11 protein-coding genes and 3 pseudogenes are annotated in these 21,362 nt (G+C 70.6%); 2 read left to right on the top strand and 12 right to left on the bottom strand.

Annotated elements, in window-relative coordinates:
* The first annotated feature begins 211 nt into the window (after positions 1 to 211).
* A pseudogene (locus WBG99_RS18015) lies at positions 212 to 5,212 on the top strand (PAS domain-containing protein).
* A 68-nt stretch (positions 5,213 to 5,280) separates the two neighbouring features.
* Here WBG99_RS18015 and WBG99_RS18010 read toward each other — a convergent pair.
* The 5 genes from WBG99_RS18010 to WBG99_RS17990 all read right to left on the bottom strand — a co-directional run bounded on the left by WBG99_RS18010 (position 5,281) and on the right by WBG99_RS17990 (position 10,489).
* A complete protein-coding gene (locus WBG99_RS18010) occupies positions 5,281 to 6,939 on the bottom strand; it encodes a long-chain fatty acid--CoA ligase (RefSeq protein WP_338897281.1) in 1,659 nt (552 codons plus the stop codon).
* 220 nt (positions 6,940 to 7,159) lie between these two features.
* Positions 7,160 to 7,756, bottom strand: a complete 597-nt coding sequence (locus WBG99_RS18005) for a SigE family RNA polymerase sigma factor (RefSeq protein WP_338897280.1) — start codon at positions 7,754 to 7,756, stop codon at positions 7,160 to 7,162.
* A gap of 242 nt (positions 7,757 to 7,998) precedes the next feature.
* Positions 7,999 to 9,165, bottom strand: coding sequence for a lipid-transfer protein (locus WBG99_RS18000; protein WP_338897279.1), 1,167 nt, complete (start codon positions 9,163 to 9,165; stop codon positions 7,999 to 8,001).
* Positions 9,162 to 9,557: a MaoC family dehydratase gene (locus WBG99_RS17995; RefSeq protein WP_338897278.1), complete on the bottom strand. Its 396-nt coding sequence runs from the start codon at positions 9,555 to 9,557 to the stop codon at positions 9,162 to 9,164. The genes WBG99_RS18000 and WBG99_RS17995 overlap by 4 nt, the downstream gene beginning before the upstream one ends.
* Positions 9,554 to 10,489 carry an OB-fold domain-containing protein gene (locus tag WBG99_RS17990; RefSeq protein WP_338897277.1) on the bottom strand — a complete coding sequence of 312 codons (936 nt, stop codon included), beginning with the start codon at positions 10,487 to 10,489 and terminating at the stop codon, positions 9,554 to 9,556. The genes WBG99_RS17995 and WBG99_RS17990 overlap by 4 nt, the downstream gene beginning before the upstream one ends.
* A 255-nt stretch (positions 10,490 to 10,744) precedes the next feature.
* Between WBG99_RS17990 and WBG99_RS17985 the strand changes: the two are divergent.
* Positions 10,745 to 11,240: pseudogene (locus tag WBG99_RS17985) on the top strand (bifunctional DNA primase/polymerase); the annotation flags it as partial.
* A gap of 188 nt (positions 11,241 to 11,428) precedes the next feature.
* On the opposite strand, the gene WBG99_RS17980 reads toward WBG99_RS17985, so the two are convergent.
* The 7 genes and pseudogenes from WBG99_RS17980 to WBG99_RS17950 all read right to left on the bottom strand — a co-directional run bounded on the left by WBG99_RS17980 (position 11,429) and on the right by WBG99_RS17950 (position 20,459).
* Complete coding sequence (locus WBG99_RS17980) at positions 11,429 to 12,301, bottom strand: alpha/beta hydrolase (RefSeq protein ID WP_338897275.1); 873 nt, start codon at positions 12,299 to 12,301, stop codon at positions 11,429 to 11,431.
* Between the two features lie 581 nt (positions 12,302 to 12,882).
* Positions 12,883 to 14,259, bottom strand: coding sequence for an IS1380 family transposase (locus WBG99_RS17975; protein WP_338897274.1), 1,377 nt, complete (start codon positions 14,257 to 14,259; stop codon positions 12,883 to 12,885).
* A gap of 253 nt (positions 14,260 to 14,512) precedes the next feature.
* Positions 14,513 to 14,896: a hypothetical protein gene (locus WBG99_RS17970; protein ID WP_338897273.1), complete on the bottom strand. Its 384-nt coding sequence runs from the start codon at positions 14,894 to 14,896 to the stop codon at positions 14,513 to 14,515.
* Positions 14,897 to 15,462: 566 nt separating this feature from the next.
* Positions 15,463 to 16,025 (bottom strand): annotated as a pseudogene (locus WBG99_RS17965) (STAS domain-containing protein); the annotation flags it as partial.
* 226 nt (positions 16,026 to 16,251) lie between these two features.
* The gene (locus WBG99_RS17960) at positions 16,252 to 17,481 is read right to left on the bottom strand and encodes a cytochrome P450 (RefSeq protein ID WP_338897272.1); all 1,230 of its coding nucleotides are present in this window, start codon (positions 17,479 to 17,481) and stop codon (positions 16,252 to 16,254) included.
* An 88-nt stretch (positions 17,482 to 17,569) separates the two neighbouring features.
* Positions 17,570 to 18,532, bottom strand: a complete 963-nt coding sequence (locus WBG99_RS17955; RefSeq protein ID WP_338897271.1) for a terpene synthase family protein — start codon at positions 18,530 to 18,532, stop codon at positions 17,570 to 17,572.
* A gap of 400 nt (positions 18,533 to 18,932) precedes the next feature.
* Complete coding sequence (locus WBG99_RS17950; RefSeq protein WP_338897270.1) at positions 18,933 to 20,459, bottom strand: prenyltransferase/squalene oxidase repeat-containing protein; 1,527 nt, start codon at positions 20,457 to 20,459, stop codon at positions 18,933 to 18,935.
* Positions 20,460 to 21,362 lie beyond the last annotated feature (903 nt).

Raw genomic sequence — 21,362 nt, 5'->3', positions numbered from 1 at the left:
GTGTTCGGTGTGCGACCTCCCTCTCATCCGGCGTCGCGAGCGCAACCTCTGCCCGTAGACTCCCTCGCGTGACACGTGGCGGACCGGTTGGCAAGATGGCCCCCGCGGTCGGCAAGGTGCGGTGACAGGGAGGAAGCGTCTCGTGAGCAGCAGGCCATCCCGAGGCGCTGCTCGCCTCGCAGCCATACTGGACGCGCTGCCCGACGCGTTGGTGCTGGTCAACGCCAATGGGACCGTCGTCAACGCCAACACGATCGCGCTGGAGGCCTTCGAGACGCCGGGGACCGCTCTGGTCGGGCGTGGACTGCTCGATCTGCTGCCCGAGTTCGACTCGCGGCTCATCCCGGGATCCATGCGGCGGCCCGACACCATGGACCCGACCGGGCGGACCAAGCCGACCCGTATGACCGCCCGCAGGACCGACGGCAGCGAGTTCCCGGTCGAGGTCACAAGCGCGAATCTGGAGAACGGACAGCAGGCGTACGACGGTTACGGCTACGCCAATGACGAGCTGCTCATGCTGGTCGTCCGGGACCTGTCGGGGACCGTCGACACCGAGGCCGAACTCGCGCGTTCGCAACGGCAGACCGAGATGATCCTGCGGGCCGCGTCCGAGGGTGTGGTCGGGACCGACACGGACGGGCGGATCGTCCTCGTCAATCCGGCCGCCGCCCAGATACTGGGGTACCGGGCCAGTGACCTCGGTGGACGCGAGCTGCACACGCTCGTGCTGCACTCCCGCGAGGACGGCTCCCCCTTCCCGTACACCGAGTCTCCGCTCGCGGACACACTGCGGTCCGGGCGCAAGCACCGGGTGCGCGGGCAGGTGCTCTGGTCGAAGAACGGCGAAAAGGTGTCGGTCGACCTGACGACCGCGCCGGTGCGCGACGGGGAGCAGCTCGTCGGGGCCGTGATGACCTTCACCGACCGGCGGCCGTACGACAAGCTCGCCGAGGAGAAGGACGCCGGGGCCGAGGCGCACGCGGAGGAGCTGGCGCGGCTCGCCGAGGAGCACGCGGAGCAGCTGGCGAAGGTCCATGAGGAGCACGCCGCCGCGCTGGCCGAGCTGAGCGAGAAGCACGCCGAGGAACTCGCCGCCGGGGACGAGCGGTACGCGGCGCTCGGGGAGCGGGAGAAGGACCGGTACGAGGCGCTGTCCGGGCGGCACGAGCAGTTGCTCGCCGTGCTGGGCACCTCGCTGCGCGGCCCGCTCGACCAACTCCGCGGTGAGCTGGGCACGCTCGCCGCCGACGACGCCGGGCAGCTGTGGCCCGAGGCGAACCAGGTGCTGCATCACCTCACGGCCGGGTATTCGCGGATCACGACGCTCATCGACAACGTGCTGGGTTACCAGCGGATCGACTCCGGCGAGGACGATCTCGTCCGGACGGCCGTCATGCTCGACGCGGTCGTCGCCGCCGGTGTCGACGGGGCGGTGGAGCTGGTCGGGCCGGGGCGGGTGCAGTTCGCCGTGCACGCGCCGCCCATCGAGGCCGAGGTGGACCAGACGCGGCTCGCGACCGCGCTCGCGCACCTCGTCGCGGACGTGGCCGGTGTCGACGCGACGGGCAACAGCCCCATGTCCGTCGGCGGCTACATGGACAACACCGTCGTCGTGGCCGCCGCGCAGCGCGGCGAGGTCGTACGGATCGAGGTGCGCGGGCCGTACGCCGGGGGGACCCGGTGCACCAGCCGATCGTCCAGGGCATCGTGCGGGCGCACGGCGGTGTGCTCCAGACGCACGAGGTGCCGGGGATGAGCGGTAGCGCGTATGTGCTGGAGGTGCCGCTGGGGGGCGGCGCCGGGGCGGTGCCCGCCGAGGCGCTGCCCGCGGAGGCGGTTGTGGCCGTGGCTGTCGACGCCGAGTCCGGGTCAGGGCCGGAGGCCGTGGCCACCGGTGCCGAGATCGCCCTGCCCGAACAGGCCGCCGCCGGTGGTGGCGGGCGGCGGCGGGCGCGGCGGGCGTCGGTGGACGCGTTCCTGGAGAGCGAGGACGCCCCCGAGCGCCGTGCGGCCGAGGTCGCCGTCGCCCCCACCGGGCGGCGCAGGCGGCGGGCGGAGGACGCGGCGGGTGTCGCGGGCCCGGCGGCTGGGGCTTCGCCCGGTGCCGGGGAAGTCGCTGACCCCGAGGGCTCCGGAGGCACCGGACGGCGGCGTGGTCGGGCGGCCTCGGCCGAGGGCGCCGGGGAGTTCGTGGCCGCCGAGGGCGCGGTCGTCACGGCGGCCGAGTACGCGGCGGGTGCCGCTGCCGCCGCCAACGGGCTGGGCGGGACGGTACCACCGCAGGGCGTGCCCGCGCCCAGCGGTCGGCGCGCGCGCCGGGAGCCCGCACAGAACGCGTTGCCGCCGGCGCTGCCCGCGGGGCCCAGCCCGGGCACCGAGGCGACCGCCGCCGACGCCGCTTCCGGCGAGGCGGCCGACGCCCAGCAGCCCACCGGACGCCGTCGGCGCGCGCTCGCCGGCGCGGAGGAGCGGCCCGGGCCCGAACCGGGAGCGAGAGCCGTCTTCGCACTGCCGCCGGCCGAGGCCGACCGGGGGCCCGAGTACGCGCAGGCGGCCGGGCTCGGGCCGGTACCGGTGCCCGCGGGGCCGGGGACGCCGGGCGCACCCCTGCCCATGCCCATGCCGGTACCCGCCGTTCCCACCGCGCCCACGCAGGGCGAGGCGGGGTACGAGAGTGAGGGCGGCCGGGATGCCGCCGCGGCCGGGGACGGCTCCCGCCGCCGGGTCGCCCATGCCTCCTCCCGCTCCCGAGGGAGCCGTGCCCGCCGGAGGGCCGGTGCCCGCCGGAGGGGCCGGGCAGCCGGGGCACGTGGTCGGCGCGGATCCGGTCAACGGTGCGGCCCCGGCAGCGGGCGCGGGTCAAGCCCCTGGTGCGGGGCAAGTGGCCGCTGCGGGCCAGGCGCCGGGTGCGCCGGATGCGCCCGCCGTCGGCGTGGACGACGGTCGCCATGACGCCGCGCGGCACAACCCGTCCGACGACCACACACCGCCGCTGCCCCACCCGGTGCCCACGCCGACGGGCCGCCGGGCCGTACGACAGCCCGGTCCGCAACAGGGGGGCGGCGCCGTCACGGTGGCTCCCGCCCAGGGGGCCCAGGGCGCTCCCGTTCAGCAGATCCCTCCACAGGTAGGGCCGGGGCAGCCGGTGCCCGCGCAGGGCGCACCGATGGCCGCCGCTCAGTCGGTGCCCGCGCAGGGCGTTGCGGGTGACCCGCAGTCGGGGCCCGCGCAGGCCGCTGCCGCAACGAATCCCGGTCGGCCCGCCTCCGTTACGGTCGCTGCCGCGCAACCCGTCGCTCCGCAGGGTGCTCCGGGGACCGGCGCGCAAGCTGCCGCCGGTCAAGCCTCCGCCGCGCCGGGCTCCGCCGCACCACATGTGACCGCACCGCAGGTCACCGCGCATGGCGCCGTACCGCCCCAGGCAGCCCCCGGTGGCCCCCAGCCCGTGCCCGCGCAAGCCGTGACCCCCGCCCAGCCCGTCGCCGTACCGGGAGTTCAGGGCGGGCAGAGTGTGCAGGCCGGGCAGGCCGGGCAGGCGGTCCAAGGTGCCGCCCAGCCCGTGCCCGCCCAGGGTGTGCCCGGTGCCCCGCAGCCCGCCCCCGCTCAGGGCGCGGTCGCTGCCCCCGGCACGGCCCCTCAGCAACCCCAGTCCTGGCCGGACCCCCGCCAGGAGGCCTCCGGCTCCGGCATCCCCGCAGCCGCCCCGGTGCCGCAGGCTGCGCTGCCACCACAGTCCACCCCTTCCTCGGGCACCCCCCTGCCGCCGGAGGTCGCCGTACAGCAGCCGCGCGCCGCGCAGCCGTTGCCCGCCGAAGCCGCGGCCCCGGCCGCGCCCACTGCTCCCTCCGCCCCCGTCGACCCCAACTCGACCCAGGGACGGGCGATCAGCGTGCGGACGCTCGGCCAGGGCGTCCCCTTCGCCCGCCAGGGCGGACCTCAGGTCCAGTCCCGGGCCCAGGCCCAAACGCAACAGCAGCCGCAGGCGCAGCCCCAGACAGGATCCACTCCCGCACCGAACCAGCCCGGTGGCTCCGGTAGGCGCCGCAAGCTGGGGACGCCACCCCAGCCGGCCGCCGGCCGCTCCGACACGGCCGCGCGCCCACACCCGCAGTCCACCCCGAGCAACGGCACCCCGCACAACGGCACTCCGAGCAACGGCACCGGCGTCGGCCCCGCCCAGACGACGCCCCCGGCCCAGGCGGTCCAGGCCCAGCAGACCGCGCAGGCGCCCACCCAGGTGTCGCCCTCCCTCGCCGGACAGGTCCCGCTGCCGCCACAGCCCTCCCTCGCGGGACAGGTTCCGCTCCCCCCACAGCCGTCCCTCGCCGGGCAGTCCCGGCTGGCGGGCCGTACGGAGGGGGCCGGGCGGTCGTACGCCATAGGGGCGCCCGACAAGAACGCGGACGAAGGTCCCGAGCCGCTTGACGGGCCCGGTGGCGCGGTGGAGGTGCCCGACCGGCCGCATCCGCAGCCGATGGACGACGAGTTGCCGCCGGAACCGCTGGACAACCCGCGCCGGCTGCTGGTGTGGCCCGCGCCGGACATGACGACCCACCAGGCGCTGAGCGACCGGGGCTACCGGCCCGTCATCGTGAACTCCCGCGAGGACGTGGACGCCCAGATCGCCGCCTACCCGGCCGCGCTGTTCGTCGACCCGCTGACCGGTCCCATCACCCGCACGGCACTCCAGTCACTGCGCCAGGCCGCTGTGGCCGCCGAGGTCCCCGTTCTCGTGACGGCGGGGCTCGGGCAGGCGACACGGGAGGCGGCGTACGGCGCCGACCCTGCGATCCTGCTGAAGGCGCTGGCACCGCGCGATTCCGAGCAGCACCCGCCGCGCGTCCTGCTCGTCGAGGAGCACGCGGAGATCGCGCTCGCGCTGACCGCGACGCTGGAGCGGCGTGGCATGCAGGTCGCGCGGGCCGCGTCCGACACCGACGCCGTCACACTGGCCGCGCAGATGCGGCCGAACCTCGTGGTGATGGATCTGCTCCAGGTACACCGCCGCCAGGCCGGCATCATCGACTGGCTGCGGACGAACGGCCAGTTGAACCGGACCCCGCTCGTGGTCTACACCGCCGCCGTCGACCCGTCCGAACTCCCGCGCCTGGCCTCGGGGGAGACGGTCCTCTTCCTCGCGGAACGCTCGACGAGCCCCGACGTCCAGACCCGGATCGTGGACCTGTTGGCACGCATCGGCACGAACTGAACCCGCCGACCATGGCAGTGGGGCGGTGTTTCACGTGAAACACCGCCCCACTGCCATGCGTACGAGGTCTAGATCTGCGTGACGTCCAACGCGCCCTCCGCGTACTGCCTCCGCAGCACCTTCTTGTCGAACTTGCCCACGCTCGTCTTCGGCACCGCCTCGATGATCGTCCAGCGCTCGGGCAGCTGCCACCTGGCGATGTGGCCCTCGTCGGCGAGGAAGGAGCGGAGGGCGGCGAAGTCGGTGGTCGCGCCTTCCTTCAGCACGACGGTGGCGAGGGGGCGTTCACCCCACTTCTCGTCCGGTACGGCGACGACGGCGGCCTCGGCGACGTCCGGGTGGGCCATGAGGGCGTTCTCCAGCTCGACGGAGGAGATCCACTCGCCTCCCGACTTGATGACGTCCTTGGCGCGGTCGGTGAGCGTGAGGAAGCCGTCCGGGCTGATCGTGCCGACGTCGCCCGTCTTCAGCCAGCCGTCCTCGCTGAACTTGTCGTCGGGGCGGATGGGTTCGGCGCCCTGACCGCCGAAGTACGCGCCCGCGATCCAGGGGCCGCGGACCTCCAGCTCACCGGCGGACTCGCCGTCCCAGGGGAGGCGTTCGCCACCGGGGCCGGTGAGGCGGGCCTCGACGGAGGCGGGAAAGCGGCCCTGGGTGAGCCGGTAGGCGAGCTCCTCCTCCGTGTCGGCCTCGACATGGGCCGGCGGCCTGGCGATCGTGCCGAGCGGGGAGGTCTCCGTCATGCCCCAGGCGTGGCAGACGCGCATGCCGAGCTTGTCGAAGGCCTCCATCAGGGCGGGCGGGCAGGCCGAGCCGCCGATGGTGACCTGGGTGAGCGAGCCGACCTCGCGCGGGCGGGCGGACAGCTCCGCGAGCAGGCCCTGCCAGATGGTGGGGACGGCGGCGGCGTGCGACGGCTTCTGCGTCTCGATCATCTCGGCGAGCGGGCCGGGCTGCAGGAACCGGTCCGGCATCAGCATGTTGACGCCGGTCATGAAGGTCGCGTGCGGCAGGCCCCAGGCGTTGACGTGGAACTGCGGGACGACGACGAGCGACAGGTCGGAGTCCGTCAACCCCATGGACTGGGCCATGTTGACCTGCATGGAGTGCAGGTAGACCGAGCGGTGGGAGTAGACGACGCCCTTGGGGTCACCGGTGGTGCCGGAGGTGTAGCACATGGCCGCGGCGGCGCGCTCGTCCAGCTCGGGCCAGTCGTACGTGGTCGGCTTGCCGGCGATCAGGTCCTCGTACTCGTGCACCTGGACGCTCGCTCCGGCGAGCAGCGACCGGTCGCCGGGCCCGGAGACGACGACGTGTTCCACCGGCTTGAGGTGCGGGAGGAGCGGCGCGAGGAGGGGGAGCAGCGAACCGTTGGCGATGATCACCCGGTCGGCGGCGTGGTTGACGATCCAGGCGAGCTGCTCGGGAGGCAGGCGCAGGTTGAGGGTGTGGAGGACGGCGCCCATGGAGGGGATCGCGAAGTACGCCTCCACATGTTCCGAGTTGTTCCACATGAGCGTGGCGACCCGTTCGTCGCCGTCGACCCCGAGGTCCTCGCGCAGGGCGTGTGCCAGCTGCGCGGCGCGGGCGCCGATCTCGGCGTAGGAGCGGCGGTGGGGCTCGCTCTCGCCGGTCCAGGTGATCACCTGCGACGTCCCGTGGATGACCTGCCCGTGGGTCAGGATTCTGGAGATCAACAGCGGTACGTCCTGCATGGTGCTCAGCACGGCGTCCTCCCGGGGCGGCTCTGCCTGCGCGGTGGTAACGGTTGTGCTGATTCTGCTCACATACCCATTGGTATGTCACTGGATCCCGAAATGATCGATCAGAGAACCGTCCGGCGAACCGGGTCCGAGGAGCCTCAGGGCAAGGCCAAGAGCCCCACGGCAGGGCGAAGATCCTTAGGACAGGGAGAAGACCCTCACGCAGGGCAACGAACGAAGGAAGCTACCGCACGGGTTCCAGCTCCGGATCCTCGCGCAACTTGCCCAGCGCGCGGGACACCGCCGACTTCACCGTGCCGACCGAGACTCCGAGGATCTCGGCCGTCTGGACCTCGCTCAGATCCTCGTAGTACCTGAGGACGACCATCGCACGCTGCCGGGCCGGCAGTTTCATGATCGCCCGCCACATCGCGTCGTGCAGCGCCTGCTGCTCGGCCGGGTCGGTGGCCTGGCCCCCCTGCGGCTCCGGCAGCTCGTCGCAGGCGAACTCGTCCACCTTGCGCTTGCGCCACTGGGACGTCCGTGTGTTCAGCAGCGCCCGGCGCACATAGCCGTCGAGCGCCCGGTGGTCCTCGATGCGCTCCCAGGCCACGTACGTCTTGGCGAGCGCGGTCTGCAGCAGGTCCTCGGCGTCGCACGGGTTCGCGGTCAGGGACCGGGCGGTCCGCAGCAGCACCGGCTGGCGGGCCTTCACGTACGCCGAGAACGACGGGTACGGAAGGTTCGTCAGACTCGACAAGGTCGACAGGGTCGAGGTCGGCAGGGTCCGCGTCCCTGGGGCAGCGACCTTCGAAGCGCTGGTGCAGACGGGTGTGGTCATGACTCCACGCTAGGAGCGGGCCCCGCCCGGCGGATCGGCCGCAGGTCCCGAAGACGAATCCCCCTCAGGTTGTAGGCGTGGGGCAGACCCCACCTACTGGAGGTGGATGAACAGCCCCCGGGTACTGAGGGTGTGCCCCTGAGAAACACCTGCCGTGGTGGTACGGCCCCGAGGCCGAGGGTTGCCCAGGATGCCTGAAGGGCGGCCCCGGCAGCCACACAGGAACCGCCCGCCCGGCACACTCACCCCTCCGTCCCCAGCACCAACCCCGAGGTCGGCACCCCCGTCCCCGCCGTGACCAGCACCCGCTCCGCCCCGGGGACCTGGTTCACCGCGGTGCCGCGCAGCTGCCGTACCGCCTCCGCGATGCCGTTCATCCCGTGCAGGTACGCCTCCCCGAGCTGCCCGCCATGGGTGTTGAGCGGCAACCGCCCCTCCGCGACGAAGTCGGCCCCCTCCCCCGGCCCGCAGAACCCGAACTCCTCCAGCTGCATCAGCACGAACGGCGTGAAGTGGTCGTACAGGATCCCCACGTCGATGTCGTCCGGGCCGAGCCCCGAGGTCCGCCGGAGCTGCCGGGCGACGACGCCCATCTCCGGCAGCCCGGTGAGATCGCCGTCGTAGAAGCCGGTCATCTGCTGCTGCGCCCGGCCCGCGCCCTGGGCCGCCGCCACGACCACGGCGGGCGCCCGGGGCAGATCCCGCGCCCGCTCCACGGACGTCACCACGAGCGCCTGCCCGCCGTCCGTCTCCTGGCAGCAGTCCAGCAGCCGCAGCGGCTCGACGATCCAGCGCGAGGCCGCGTGCTCGGCGAGGGTGAGGGGACGGCCGTGGAAGTACGCCGCCGGGTTCGTCGCCGCGTGCTTGCGGTCGACCACGGCCACGTGCCCGAACGCCTCGGGGGTCAGCCCGTACGCGTACAGGTACCGCTGAGCCGCCATCGCCACCCACGACGCGGGTGTGAGCAGCCCGAACGGCAGCGTCCAGCCGAGCGCCACACCTTCCGCCGACGGCTCCCGATGCCGTACGCCCGCCCCGAACCGCCGCCCCGACCGCTCGTTGAACGCCCGGTAGCAGACCACGACCTCCGCCACGCCCGTCGCCACGGCGAGCGCCGCCTGCTGCACGGTCGCGCACGCGGCGCCGCCGCCGTAGTGGACACGGGAGAAGAAGGACAGCTCACCGATGCCGGCCGCCTGCGCGACCGTGATCTCCGGGCTCGTGTCCATCGTGAACGTCACCATCCCGTCCACGTCCCCGGGCCCCAGCCCCGCGTCGTCGAGTGCCGCCCGCACCGCCTCCACGGCCAGCCGCAGCTCGCTGCGCCCCGAGTCCTTGGAGAAGTCTGTCGCCCCGATCCCGACGATCGCCGCCCGGCCGCCGAGCCGGTCCTTGGTCCGTGCGCTCATGCGACGCCCTCCGCAGGAAGCGTGACCGTGACCGTGCCGGTGACGTGTCTGCCGACGCCGTTGTCGCCGATGACCTTGACCGTGGCCGTCCGCCCGTCGACCGCTTCGACCGTGCCGGTCAACACCATCGTGTCGCCCGGGTAGTTGGGCGCGCCGAGCCGGACGGCCACCTTGCGGAGGACGGCGTCCGGCCCGAAGTGGTCGGTGACGTACCGCCCCACCAGCCCGTTCGTCGTCAGGATGTTCATGAAGACGTCCGGCGACCCGCGTCGCCGCGCCAGCTCCGGGTCGTGGTGCACGTCCTGGTAGTCGCGCGAGGCTATCGCCCCCGCGACGACGAGCGTACGGGTGATCTCGATCTCCAGCGACGGCAGCGCGTCCCCCGCCCTCATGCCCGCACCCCTTCCTCCGCGCGGAACACCGGCAGCTCCAACTCCTCGTCGTACCGCGCGAACCCGAGCCGTACGGGCATCCCGATCCGCACCTTGTCGTACGGCACCCCGACGACGCCGCTGACCATCCGGACACCCTCAGCCAGCTCGATCAGCCCGACGGCGTACGGCGGATCGAAGGCGGGGAAGGGCGGGTGATGCATGACGACGTACGAGTACACGACCCCCTCGCCGCTCGCCTCGACCGTGTCCCACTCGGGCGAGCCGCAGGCGTTGCAGCCCGGCAGCCAGGGGAGGCGGAGCGTGGCGCAGCCGGCGCAGCGCTGGATGAGGAGGCGGTGCCGTGCGACGCCTTCCCAGAACCCGGCGTTGTCGCGGTTGACGACGGGGCGGGGGCGCCGGGGCCGTTGTTCCTTCGGCTGCGGCCGGGGGTTCTCCGGTGGTGCGGCGGCCGGCGCGTACTTGAGGATCCGGAAGCGGTGGGTGCCGACGAGCTCGTCGCCGACTCGCACATCCATGCGGGTCGTCACGAAGTACCCGGTGCCGAGCCTCGTGGTCTTCCTCTCCGACACCGCCTCGATGACCGAGCCGAACATGACCTCGTCGCCCGGCCTCAGCGCCCGCGGATACTCCTGCTCGCAGTCGGTGGCGACGACGGAGGTGTACCCGGCGTCGTCGAGCAGCGTGAGCAGTTCGTCGTACGCCGGTGAACGGGTCTCGTGGCCGCTCAGCCCGCCCATCGTCCAGACCTGGAGCATGGTGGGCGGGGCGATGGCGTCCGGGCCGGTGTACGCGCGGTTGGTGTCCCCCATGGCCTCGCACCAGTGCCGGATCATGGGCGAGTTGACGGGATCCTTGCCACGGCCACCGAGGACGGCCGTGCGCCCCTCGTAGGCCTTGAGCCGTACCGACAGGTCCTCGGTCACCGCCACCGTCCCCCCTGCGAAAGCCTTCTGACTGTCCGTCAGATTGAAGGAACTGTCGCGCCACCTGTCAAGGTCGTCGACGGGACGCCCACGCGAAGACCCGTGAAGCCGCCGAGGCGCGGATGAGATCACCCGAACACCCATGAAGCCGCGCGAACCGTTTCGACACATGTCCGGCCAGCCTGCGAACAGGCCCCCGACGACCGAAGGGGCACTCCGCCCCCCCTTCCCCTTATCGAACGCCCGTACGGATATAGAAGCATGGCCACCACGGACCGGCAGGCCAGCACCCTGGCCCTGGCGCACGCCCTCTCCGCCGCCGAACGCGGCCTGGCGGTAATCCCCCCTGTCCCGCTCCAAACCTCCGGCCCTGCGCTCCCCTCACCGGAACGCCCCCTCACCTCCTCCTTGCCATGGCGAGTGCGGCCGGGTCGGCCACGGCGTCTACGACGCCTCCACCGACCCCTGCCGCATCCGCGAACTCTTCGCAGCCGCCCCCTGGGCCACCGGCTACGGCATCGCCTGCGGCCTCCGCCCCCACCACCTCATCGGCGTCGACCTCGACACGAGGTCCGGTACGGACTCCTCGGCGGCCCTGCGCGAACTGGCCCTGCGCCACCTGTTCACGGTCCCCGAAACGGTCGTCGTCCTGACCCCGAGCGGCGGGCGTCACCTCTGGCTCACCGGCCCGCCCGACGTCGCCGTCCCCAACTCCGCGAGCCGCCTCGCCCCCGGCATCGACATCCGCGGCTCCGGCGGTGACGGCACATCGAAGCTCCGGGCGGTGCAGGCGACTTGATCGGTCACCGGCATCAACCGGAGCTTCGTTGCGTACGGACCGGGCTGACCACGCATCGTCATACCGTCGCGACCTGCACAGTCACGTGATCATCGGGACTTTGAAACCGCCCTGGCATCTTCCGTTACTCTGCGTCTCAGCGGAGATCAGGTCGTGGAGTGCCAGTACACCGCCAGGCGCGCCTGTCCCACAGGCGAGATGCGCTTGTGCCAATTGGTCCACGTCGTGGAGTACTTGATCCTGCCGTTGTGCTTTCCGGAGCTGGTGGTATTGAGTTCGCCGTGGTTGATTCCGGCGTTGTACTGGACTTCGTGGTTCGCAGTGCCGGCGATGCCGGATGATTCGGATACGGTTCCGTCGTCAAACGAGGAGACGGTGGTCCAGTCGGTGCTCATGTTGCCGTTTTTGGTGGTACTCGGCATCTTGCTCGGGAGATTCCTGAGGAAGCTGCTACCCGGCGTCATGTCCTTGCACTGCTGGGCCTTTCCGCAGAGGGTCACCCTGCTCTTTGTGATTCCGGCGTGCGGGGTGCCGAGCGTGACGACGTCCTCGATGTAGAGCTTCTTCGGGAAGCCCGCGGCGCCCTTATGGGTGTAGTGCAGAGCGGCGCGGACGACGAGACCGCCCATGGAGTGGGCTACGACGTCGACCTTCTTGTTATTCTTCGTGTAGTGCTTGGAGACATAGTTCGCGAATTTCTTGGCCACATCCTTGATGGACGTGTCACGGTTGCCGCCGGCACTGTACGAGCAGTTCTTGTTCTTCGAGTAGTAGCCGAAGGTGAGCAGGTTTCCCTTCCATTCATTGCTTGCGAAATGCTTGCGGGCGGCGTCGAAGTATTTGGTGCAGTCATGCTTGGCGAATGGGGAGTACCCGTGAACGAAGATGACCCGGTTGCTGCTCCCGTTCGACCGGGGCGGCTTGCCCACTGCGCTGGCCGGTGCGACTGTGAAAAGGGTGAGGACAGCCGCCAGCGCTGCGGCGAGAAGCAGCGTGAACCGCCTCTGAATTCTCTGCATGAAAGTTCCCCGTTTCCCCGTCTTTGAGTGTGGTTCTCGACGGGCACATTAGCCCGGCCCGGTCACGGGGTGTGCCGGTCGTTCGCCCCACATCTGGTCCCGCTCGTTCGCCGGTCAACTAACCTCGGCCTCATGTGGCTTGGGGCGCCAGGGCGGTTCCAAAGTCTGACTGTTCATGCGTTCGTGCTGGTCAGCGGAGTCCGAGGAGAGCCAGAGGACGAGTGAACGGCTTGTAGGACAGGTCGCGGAGTCCGGCGGCGATGTTGTGGTGGCCGGCGGCGCGGAGGCGGTTGATCGCGAAGCTGCGCAAGGTGGCCATGTTTTCCGGGCAGTGCTGGGTGCGGACCTTGGATGCGTCCTCGCGAAAGGCGGTGTCACGGACAAAGTGGAGTCTGCTTTCGATCAACCACTGCGAACTAACCTCGATCTTTCGTGACGGTCCGTCGGTTTCTTCGGCGGGCCGTTTCGGTTGTTCGGGCTGGTGGTGGCCAGGCTGATAGCCCGGCTGTCGCGTCGGGTGGGCGCCGGGTTCCACAGCTCCGGTCGGGGCGATGCTGCTCGTAGGGACGGGAACGTGCTGGTCAGCCGGGGTTCGGGAGAGCTTCGAGCTGTGCCAGGGCGTCGGTGATGACGTCGGTCCATGGCCAGTGGCGCGCGAATCTCAGGTGCCGGCGGCGGGCGGTCGTGACGATCTGGGCGGCGGCGGAGAAGAGGCGGAGCCGGAGACGGCGGGGCTCCCATCTGCGGGATTTGCCGGTCAGGGCGAGCATGGGCATCCAGGCCAGCAGGTCGAGGGCGATCTGGACGATCTCCAGCCAGATCTGGTTCTGCGCGGTGTCGTGCAGGGGCAGGTTGCGCAGGCCGGTGGCGCGGGCGTTTCGGATGCGGTCCTCGGCGCGTGCCCGCTGGCGGTGCCGCAGTTCGAGTGCGGCGATCGGGACGCCGGTGGTGTTGGTCGCGAACCCGGTGAGCCGCAGCCCTTCGGCATCGGTGAAGCGCAACTGCGCGCCCGGATGCGGCCGTTCCTTGCGGACGATCAGCCGCATCCCCTTCGGCCAGCCCTTGAGTACATCGCCGTCGAGTTCGGCGACCCAGGCACCGTGGCGGATCTCGCCGCCCGGCTCGACGGCCACCGTCCACGCGGCGGGCGGGACCTTGAGGACGGCCTCGTGGATGGCGTCGGTGATGGTCATGCCGACCGAGTACGACAGCCACCTTCCCCGCTGGGCCAGCCAGGCGACGAACTCATGTGTTCCGCCTCCGGAGTCGGTACGGATCAGCGTCTGGCGTCCACGCCGGTACTTCTTCGGCAGCTGGGCCAGGGCGAGTTGGGCCGTGGCGATGTGGTCGGCGGCGGTGTTGCTGCCAGCGTTGCCGGGCCTGAGCAGGCCGGCCACCGGCTCCCCGCTGCCACCGCTTCCGTGATCGACGAACCCCATCAGAGGATGGTGTCCGAAGGTCTTCTTCCAGGTCGCGGTGGCGTCCTGCTTCTCGGAGTGGGCCAGCACGAGCACCCCGTCCAGGTCCACGATCACCTGCCCTGCGGCGTTCGGGGCCGCGTTCTTGGCCACGTTCCAGACGCGCTCGCGCGCTTCGGCCCGCGCGGCCCGTATCGCGTGGAGGGCCTTCGGCCCAGCGGCGGCGAGTGTGTCGATGAGGCGGGAGACCGTCGGGTCGGAGGCCACCGGCCCGAACACGGCCGGTTCGGCCCGCAGCATCTCGACATCCGCGAGGCAGTCCCCGCCCAGCGCGACCGCGAGGGCCACGTCCAGCAGGATCTTGCCCGGATCGTGCACCGCCCTCGGGCGTCGCCACGGCGTCAGCGCCGTCGATACCGCCCGGTCCAGCCCGGCCTTGCGGGCGGTCTCGACCAGCAGCACGGCCCCAGCCTGGGACACCACCGCATGGCCACCGCCCTCAATACGGACCCGGGGATAGGACCCGATACGCTTCTTCACCTGGGAAGTGCCTCCGACGGTGGCAGGAACAAGGACCTCGACAATCCTCATTCTTGCTGGTCAGAGGCACTTTTCGCTTCCCTGACCACCCGTCGGACAGCCCGTCTCATGAAAGCGCGAGTTTGACGCTGGCCACCTGCGGGGGCGGCGCGGAGTGAACCGCGCCACCGCCCACCCCGGCTACCCAGTTAGCGGAGGTTGAGGAGTATCTGGGTGTAAGTCGGCGCTTGTGCCCTCCGTGACGGTCCGCCGCTCACGTGTCGTTCCTGCGGGTGGGGACGGATTCGCCTGGTACCTCTACTTCTTCGAAGCGCCACTGCTGGTTCGGGGCACCGCGATCCGCCACGACGGCCCGGTGGTTACCGTCGCCGTCCGAGAGGACGGTGACGACCTTGTCCTCATGTGACCCCGGCCAGAACATTCCGCCGTCGGCCTTCCACTGGGTCTGGTCCTGCCTGCCCCAGCCAAACAGGCCCACCTCAACCGGGCCTCCGAAGCCGACCACCCCGACATGGAGGGCGTACGCACTGCGGATGTCCTTGTTGATGTTGACCAGGTGCCAGAATTCGTCGCCGTAGGTGTTCGCCCTGTCGTCGAAGAACCAGATCTCGCGCCTCGCGTTCCTGGGACGGCTCACGACCAGGACCTGGTCTTTGGTGTGGCTGTAGGGGATGAAGCCCTTCTCGCCAGTCCAGCGGTCATGCGCCTCCTGCATGCCGTAGGACGTCCCCCGTCTGCGGCAGCCAGACACAGCCCCGTGTCCTCGTTGATGATGCGGAAGAATTTCTCGGTCGGAAACCCGTTGCCCATTTCACTCTCCGCGATGTAATCGTGACATGTAGTGACGGAGTTAATGATGACATGCGACGGTTGCCCCCATGCGCAGCGGCGCGGCAGGTCCGGGGCACTTTGCGGCCTGCGCGACCGGGGTGCAGCAGCAGGGTTGCGGCAGCTCCGGCGCACTACGCCCGTCGCGTTACGCGCCCATTGTGGGTAATGCGCGCCTTCGCGGACTCGATCCACACTCCTCCGTCCGCTCCCTGGAGCGGTACGCCCGCCCCGGCCTCGACGCGGTCGCCCGGCATGTCGCCGAACGCGACCCAACGGCTCGCCGCCGGGGCAGAACTGCTGACCTGCACCGGAGCACTGCGAGAGGACCCCGGCGCCTGGCCGGGGTCCTCTCGCAGTTCGGGTGCCGTGACAGTGGCTGCCGACGAGTTCGCCGGTGAGTTTGCCGTGGAGGTCGGCACTGGGGTCGTTCAGGCCGGTGATCTCGGCGGTCTTGCATCGCTGGGCGTACTTCGTCTCGATGGCGTCGAGGGCGGCGACGGAGGAAGCGTCCCAGACGTGGGCGACGGAGAGGTCGATGACGACCTTCTTCGGGTCGGTGGCGTAGTTGAACTGGCCGACGAGATCGTTGGATGAGGCAAAGAACAGCTCGCCGTTCACCCGGTAGACCACTGTCTTGCCGTCGGGGTCGACCACTGCGGTGACCTCGGCAAGGTGGGCGACGCGCCTGGCGAAGATGACCATGGCGGTGACCGAGCCGAGGATGACGCCGATGGCGAGGTTGTGGCTGGCGACCACCCAGGCGACGGTGATCACCATGACGGCGATCTCCCCGGTGGGCATCCGCTTGAGTGTCTTGGGTGCGATGGAGTGCCAGTCGAAGGTCGCAAAGGACACCATGATCATGACGGCGACGAGGGCGGCCATGGGGATGTCGGAGACGGGGCCACGATGCACAGCACCATCAGGAACGCGCCGACCTTCGCGTTGATCATCGTCTGGCCGATCATGGCGCGGGCGGGGCTGTGATGGTCACAGCAGCCACGCCGAAGTCCGGTGACAGAAAGTCGCCGATCCCTCCCGCTGACGCTGGTTGCGCCGTGGCCAGTGCCGTTCCTGCCGCTTTCGCTGTAATCACCCTCACCGTCACGCGTGAGCACCCACCGGGAGTCGGCCGACACTTCCTCCCCGCTCCTTGGTCGATCACCAGGTGACCGGCAGGGCTCGGAGTCCGTAGACGACCGCATGGTCGTGGGTGGCAGGTGGGGTGCTTGCATCGTGCAGTTGGAGGGTGGGGAAGCGGTGCAGCAGCTTGGTCAGGATGATTTCGATCTCGAGGCGTCCTAGTTGCTGGCCGATGCACTGGTGGGGTCCGTGGCCGAAGCTGAGGTGCTGGCGGCTGTTGGGGCGGTGGAGGTCGAGGCGGTCGGGATCGGGGAACTTCAGCGGATCACGGTTCGCGGCAGGCATGTGGAGGACAACGCGTTCTCCGGGTTCGATCCGCTGTCCCCCGATAACGAGTGCTGCACGGGCGACCCTGAGCAGTCCGAACTGCAGGATGGTGTGGTAGCGCAGCAGTTCCTCGATGGCGTTCTCGATGAGCGACGGGTCTGCTCGCAGGCCCTGCCAGAGGGCGGGTGAGCGCAGCAGGGTCAAGATGCCGAGGGAGATCATGTTCGCCGAGGTCTCGTGACCGGCGATGAGCATCAGTTGGCCGAGGGAGACGATCTCGTCGATGGCCAGTGGCGGGCCGCTGGGCGGACGGTGCTGGGTCAGCACGCTGAGGAGGTCGTCGGCCGGGTCTTGCCGCTTGGCCTCCACCAGGCTGCGCAGGTAGGTGTGCATGGCCTTCTTGCTGGCCAGCAGTTGCTGTCGGGTCCGGTTCAGATCCAGTAGCTCTCCGGTGAGGCGCTGGAAGTGGTCGTGGTCGGCGTAGGGGATGCCCAGCAGTTCGCAGATCACCAGGGAGGGCACGGGCAGGGCGAGGGCGGCAACAAGGTCGACCGGCCGGGCGGGCGTTGCCGCGATGGCGTTCAGGCGTTCGTCCACGTACTGCTCGATGCGCGGGCGCAGCGTGCGGATGCGGCGCATGGAGAACTGTCCGATGAGCGGATGCCGCAGCCGTGTGTGTTCGGGCGGGTCGGTGGTCAGCAGGTCCGATGTCCGGAACTGCGCCATCTCCGCTTCGGTGATGAGACTGGGTCTGACCTGGGAGTTGAGGTGGGGTCGGCGGGAGCTGAGCCGCAGGTCGGCCAGGCCGGCGCGGACGTCGTCGTAGCGGGTGACCAACCAGCCTGGGGGGCCGTCGGGGAAGGCCAGGCGTGCCACGGGGTGTTCGGTCCGCAGGCGGGCGTATTCGTCCGGTGGGTCCATGGGGCAGCGGCGTCTGCTGGGCAGTGCCGTGATCGGTGCGGTGCGGGTCTCATCTTTCATCTGTGCCGTCCTCCGGTCCGCTCACCTGGTTTGTGCGGTGGCGACAGCCGGTTTCCCGACTGCCGCCACACGGGGGGGGAGTCGGCAGCTAGAGGTAGCGACCGGAAGCGAGCATCCAGCCGAGGTGGGTGCCTGGCATGTCACCGATGATGCGCACGACGCGATGGAACCGGTCTGAGGCGTGCTCTTCCTGGTATGCCGCGGTGAGGACAGCGCGCTCGGTTTCGCGGAGGTCCTGCAGCCGTCGGGTGATGTGTGCGCGGACCTGCTCGACGGCTTCCTGCTCGGTGCAGCCTTGGGCGTGGCGCAGGACGGTGACGTAGTTGGTGGGTTCGTTGTTGGCCCGTTCGCGGGGCAGGGAGACGACGTCGTTGCACCAGGCGGTGATGTCGCTGGAAGCCGCGCACAGTTCGTTCCAGTCCGCGCTGGCGGCCAGGTGCGGGGGGATTTCGGTGCGGCAGGCGACTTCGACGAGGTCGTACATGAACATGCCGTTGGCGTCCCGGCGCAGGCTCGGATACTCCTGCGGGGTGGGGAAGGTGCCGGCCTGCCGGTGGGTGGCCTGGGTGAGGAAGGCGTCGCGGTGGCGGTGGACGTGGCCCAGGATCCGCTCGTGCCACGCCGGGGACATCCGCGCGGCGGTGCGGGGCCACAGGTCGGCCAGTGCCCTGACCGCGGGCGGACCTGCGGCGGGTGTGGGGCGGCCTTGGATGACGGCAGTGACAGCTGTGTAGGTGGCGTGCACTCTCTGGGGTGAGCGGCCCATCGCGCCTTCGTCCTGCTCGTCGTCGAGGTGGAAGAGCCAGGCGACCCATTGGGCGAAGAGTTCGACGTCCGTCTCGGCTTCGTCGGGCAGGAAGCGGGCGGCCACCAGGTGGAATGCGGAACGGCGCAGGCGTGTGTCCTCAGCGGTGCTGGCCGTCAGGCCCATCCGCATCGCCCACGCGGCCAGGCGGTTGCCGACGTGTTCGGCTCGCGGGTGGATCCGGTGGGGAACAAGGATGCCGAAGTCGTACGTGAGCAGTCCTGGGGCCCCGGTCGGCTCGGTCATCGGTTCCCTTTCGCTGACGGCGAGGTGCGGGGCGCCGCTGACGCTGGCGGGCTCAGGCGTGCGGCGGCGTGGGAGTGGCGCAGGGGGCTGTGGAGCATCGCGTGGGCCAAGCCCTGCGCCCGGGGTCGGGAGCCGGTCTGATTCGGCGCAGGCTTGCGGTACCGAGCGGGTGGACGTATCCCGCGCGGGTTTCCAGGCGCATCCTGACCGGCCGCGCACACTCGGCGGGTCGGGGAGCAGCCCATGCGAGCCTCACAGCGGCTCATCTCCTGCCCGACCCTAGGCGTGGCTGGTGGCCGTCCCGGCGGCGGGAAGGGAAGAGCACCCTGCGGTGCCCCACGGCTGGTCGTCCGATGCGTGGCATGCCTACGGTGCCCGGTGTGGCAGTCGCCGGCCTTGGTCACCAGCGCCGGCTCTCGTCACAGGCGCCGAGCGCGAGCAGTGCCCAGATGTCGGCGAAGACGGGGGCGTCAAAGAGCAGCGGCCGGGGGGCGACCTGGTCGGGTAGGGCGGTGAATCCTCCATCGGCCTCCTGGCGGGCCAGGAGGTGGAGGACGCCGCGGCGTGCGGTGACGTCTGTGCCGGCGGGCCGCCCCATCGCGGACAGGGCAAGCAGCGAGTAGGCGGTACTGGTGGTGTCGCTCGCATCCCCGAGGCGGTATCCCCAGCCTCCGTCGCCGTTCTGCGCCAGGTCGAGGAAACGGTGTGAGCGAGCCACCGCCTGTTCGCGAGCGGCACGTAGCTGCGGCAGGCGGGAAGGGGGCAGCGAGTGCAGGGCCCACATGGCCCGCCAGATGGTGTTCGCCTCGCTCAACGTCCAGCTGCGCTCGAACGTGCCATCAGGCTTCTGCGCCCCGAGCAGGTAGCGCGCGGCGTTCTCCAGCAGACCGGCATGTGTCTCCCCGGCCCAGCCCAAGGCGCTGGCGGCCCCGCCGGTCATTCCCACCTCGGACGGGTCCCCCGCGACGTAGGTGGGAAAGCCCCCGTCCTGGCCCGCGATCGCAGACAGGTAGATCCCGGCCCGCTGGAGGGGTTTGGCGTAGCGCCCGGTATCGAGGAAGGCGAGGAAGGCGAGGGCGTAGGAGGTGGTGTCCACGTCGCTTTGCATCATGTGCTCGCCGAACGGCCAGCCGCCGTCCGGGCCCTGCCTGGCCGCAAGGTAGTCGCCCATGCGCTCGGTCACCTGGCGATCAGCTCCCGCCCTGGCCAGGGCAAGACCCGCGACGCCGGTGCAGAACACGGACAGGTTCGCGATACTGGGTAGGCCGCCGTCGGGGTTCACGCACTCCACCAGCAGACGCAGGCCCTTGGCGACGTCGGCACTGCGGGGTGCGACCGCGCTGACGGCCAGGAGCGCCAGCAGGTGCGCTGTGACGTGGTTCTCCCACACGCCGCGGCGCTGGCCTTCACGCAGGAGCGTCACCAGCCGTTCGTGCTCGACGGCGGTGACAGCCTCAGGCCGCCGCAGTCCGTGGGCGATCGTCACCTTGAGCGCCAGCATGATCATCTGAACCCAGGGTGCCCGGTTCCCGCTGTCGATGCGCTCCGGCCGCATCCCCGGGTGGAAGTCGATCGCTCCGACGGCCGCGAGACACACATCGAAGAACAACCGCTTGCGGGCGAAGGTGAAGTGGTCGAAGCCGGCGAGAAGCTCCGCATGCACCCAGTCCGCGTCGGCCTGCCGGCCCGTGAGTACCGCGTCGCTCAGTGCCGAGTCGAAGCGACTCCCGCCACCACCGGTATCCCGTGACAAGAAGCCCTCGAGCCCCTTCTGCACACCAGGGTGCTGTCCCTCCCGGCGCAGCAGCGCCAGCAGCAGCGCCGACTCCAGAACCCGGCTCGCGCACGGCCCCGGCGCACAGCCGTCCGGCGTCACCTGCGCCGCGAGCCGGCTCACCAGGTCCCGGCAGACCCGGGCGGCCTCCATTCCCACACCCGAACCCGCCCGGCGGGAACGCGGCAGCGGAGCGACAGCACGGGGAGGGGCGGATTCGGCATGCACAATAACTCTCCGTTCAGCGCACTGGAGCCGGCGACTGGAAGCTGGTGGAACCCGGGCTGAGCGCGGCTGCCCCACTCTTCCCAGCACGGCGTCCCCACCCGTCGCAGCGACAAGACGTTCCAGAGTCGCCCAGGCCGACCAAGTCAGCGAAGGCGCATACCACCCACAATTGGCGCGTACCGGCCTGGTGTCGTGCGCCGGAGCACAAAACGGCAGCTCGTCCTCCATGTCGGCCCGGAACGCCCGGCGGATGGCCGCGCGGACGGAAAACCCTGGCAGGAGCGGCCGTGCGGGAGGACCGTTCGACCTCGGCTCCCCATCCGATCTCGTTCCAGCTCTCCGCCAGACCGACCCGCCGGAGCTTCCTGACGGTCCCCTCCGCGCCGTATCGGCAGAGCGCCTGCGCCGACGGCGGCAGCCACTACGCCGGATCCTGACCCGCCTTGTTCGATTCGACCGAGACAGTCGCGGTGCATCCCAACCGATCAGGCATAGTCGGAAAGCTCGACAGCCGGTTCGCCGACGTGGGACGCGAAAATTGCTGCTGCCAGTCCGAACTTTACATGCGTAACTGGGGCGAACAGGGCGAGGAGCGGCAGCGCTTCGCCGCTCCTCGCCAGGGCGTCACGGGCGGCGCAAAATCACTTCCAACTCTTGTCACAGGCCGCTTGCAACTTCTTGTCCACGGACCCCCTCGCCAGGTCGCACATGAACCCCGGGTCAATCTGCTGCTTCGCCGGGACCGAGTACCGCGGGCCCTCAACTGCCTTGCGCTGCGGGGCAGTCCAACGCGGGGCCGGCTTCCGGGGGGCCGTCCGCTTCGGCGGG

This window comes from Streptomyces sp. TG1A-60 (assembly GCF_037201975.1).
Taxonomy (GTDB): Bacteria; Actinomycetota; Actinomycetes; order Streptomycetales; family Streptomycetaceae; genus Streptomyces.
The sequence above is the reverse complement of the archived record's forward strand: the minus strand, read 5'-3'. Positions and strand labels throughout refer to the sequence as shown.

Bases quoted from the DNA above. Each gene is read 5' to 3' on its own strand.
- WBG99_RS18005 (WP_338897280.1), bottom strand. From the start codon at position 7,756: ATGACCACACCCGTCTGCACCAGCGCTTCGAAGGTCGCTGCCCCAGGG.
- WBG99_RS18000 (WP_338897279.1), bottom strand. From the start codon at position 9,165: ATGAGCGCACGGACCAAGGACCGGCTCGGCGGCCGGGCGGCGATCGTC.
- WBG99_RS17995 (WP_338897278.1), bottom strand. From the start codon at position 9,557: ATGAGGGCGGGGGACGCGCTGCCGTCGCTGGAGATCGAGATCACCCGT.
- WBG99_RS17980 (WP_338897275.1), bottom strand. From the start codon at position 12,301: ATGCAGAGAATTCAGAGGCGGTTCACGCTGCTTCTCGCCGCAGCGCTG.
- WBG99_RS17960 (WP_338897272.1), bottom strand. From the start codon at position 17,481: ATGAAAGATGAGACCCGCACCGCACCGATCACGGCACTGCCCAGCAGA.
- WBG99_RS17955 (WP_338897271.1), bottom strand. From the start codon at position 18,532: ATGACCGAGCCGACCGGGGCCCCAGGACTGCTCACGTACGACTTCGGC.
- WBG99_RS17950 (WP_338897270.1), bottom strand. From the start codon at position 20,459: ATGGAGGCCGCCCGGGTCTGCCGGGACCTGGTGAGCCGGCTCGCGGCG.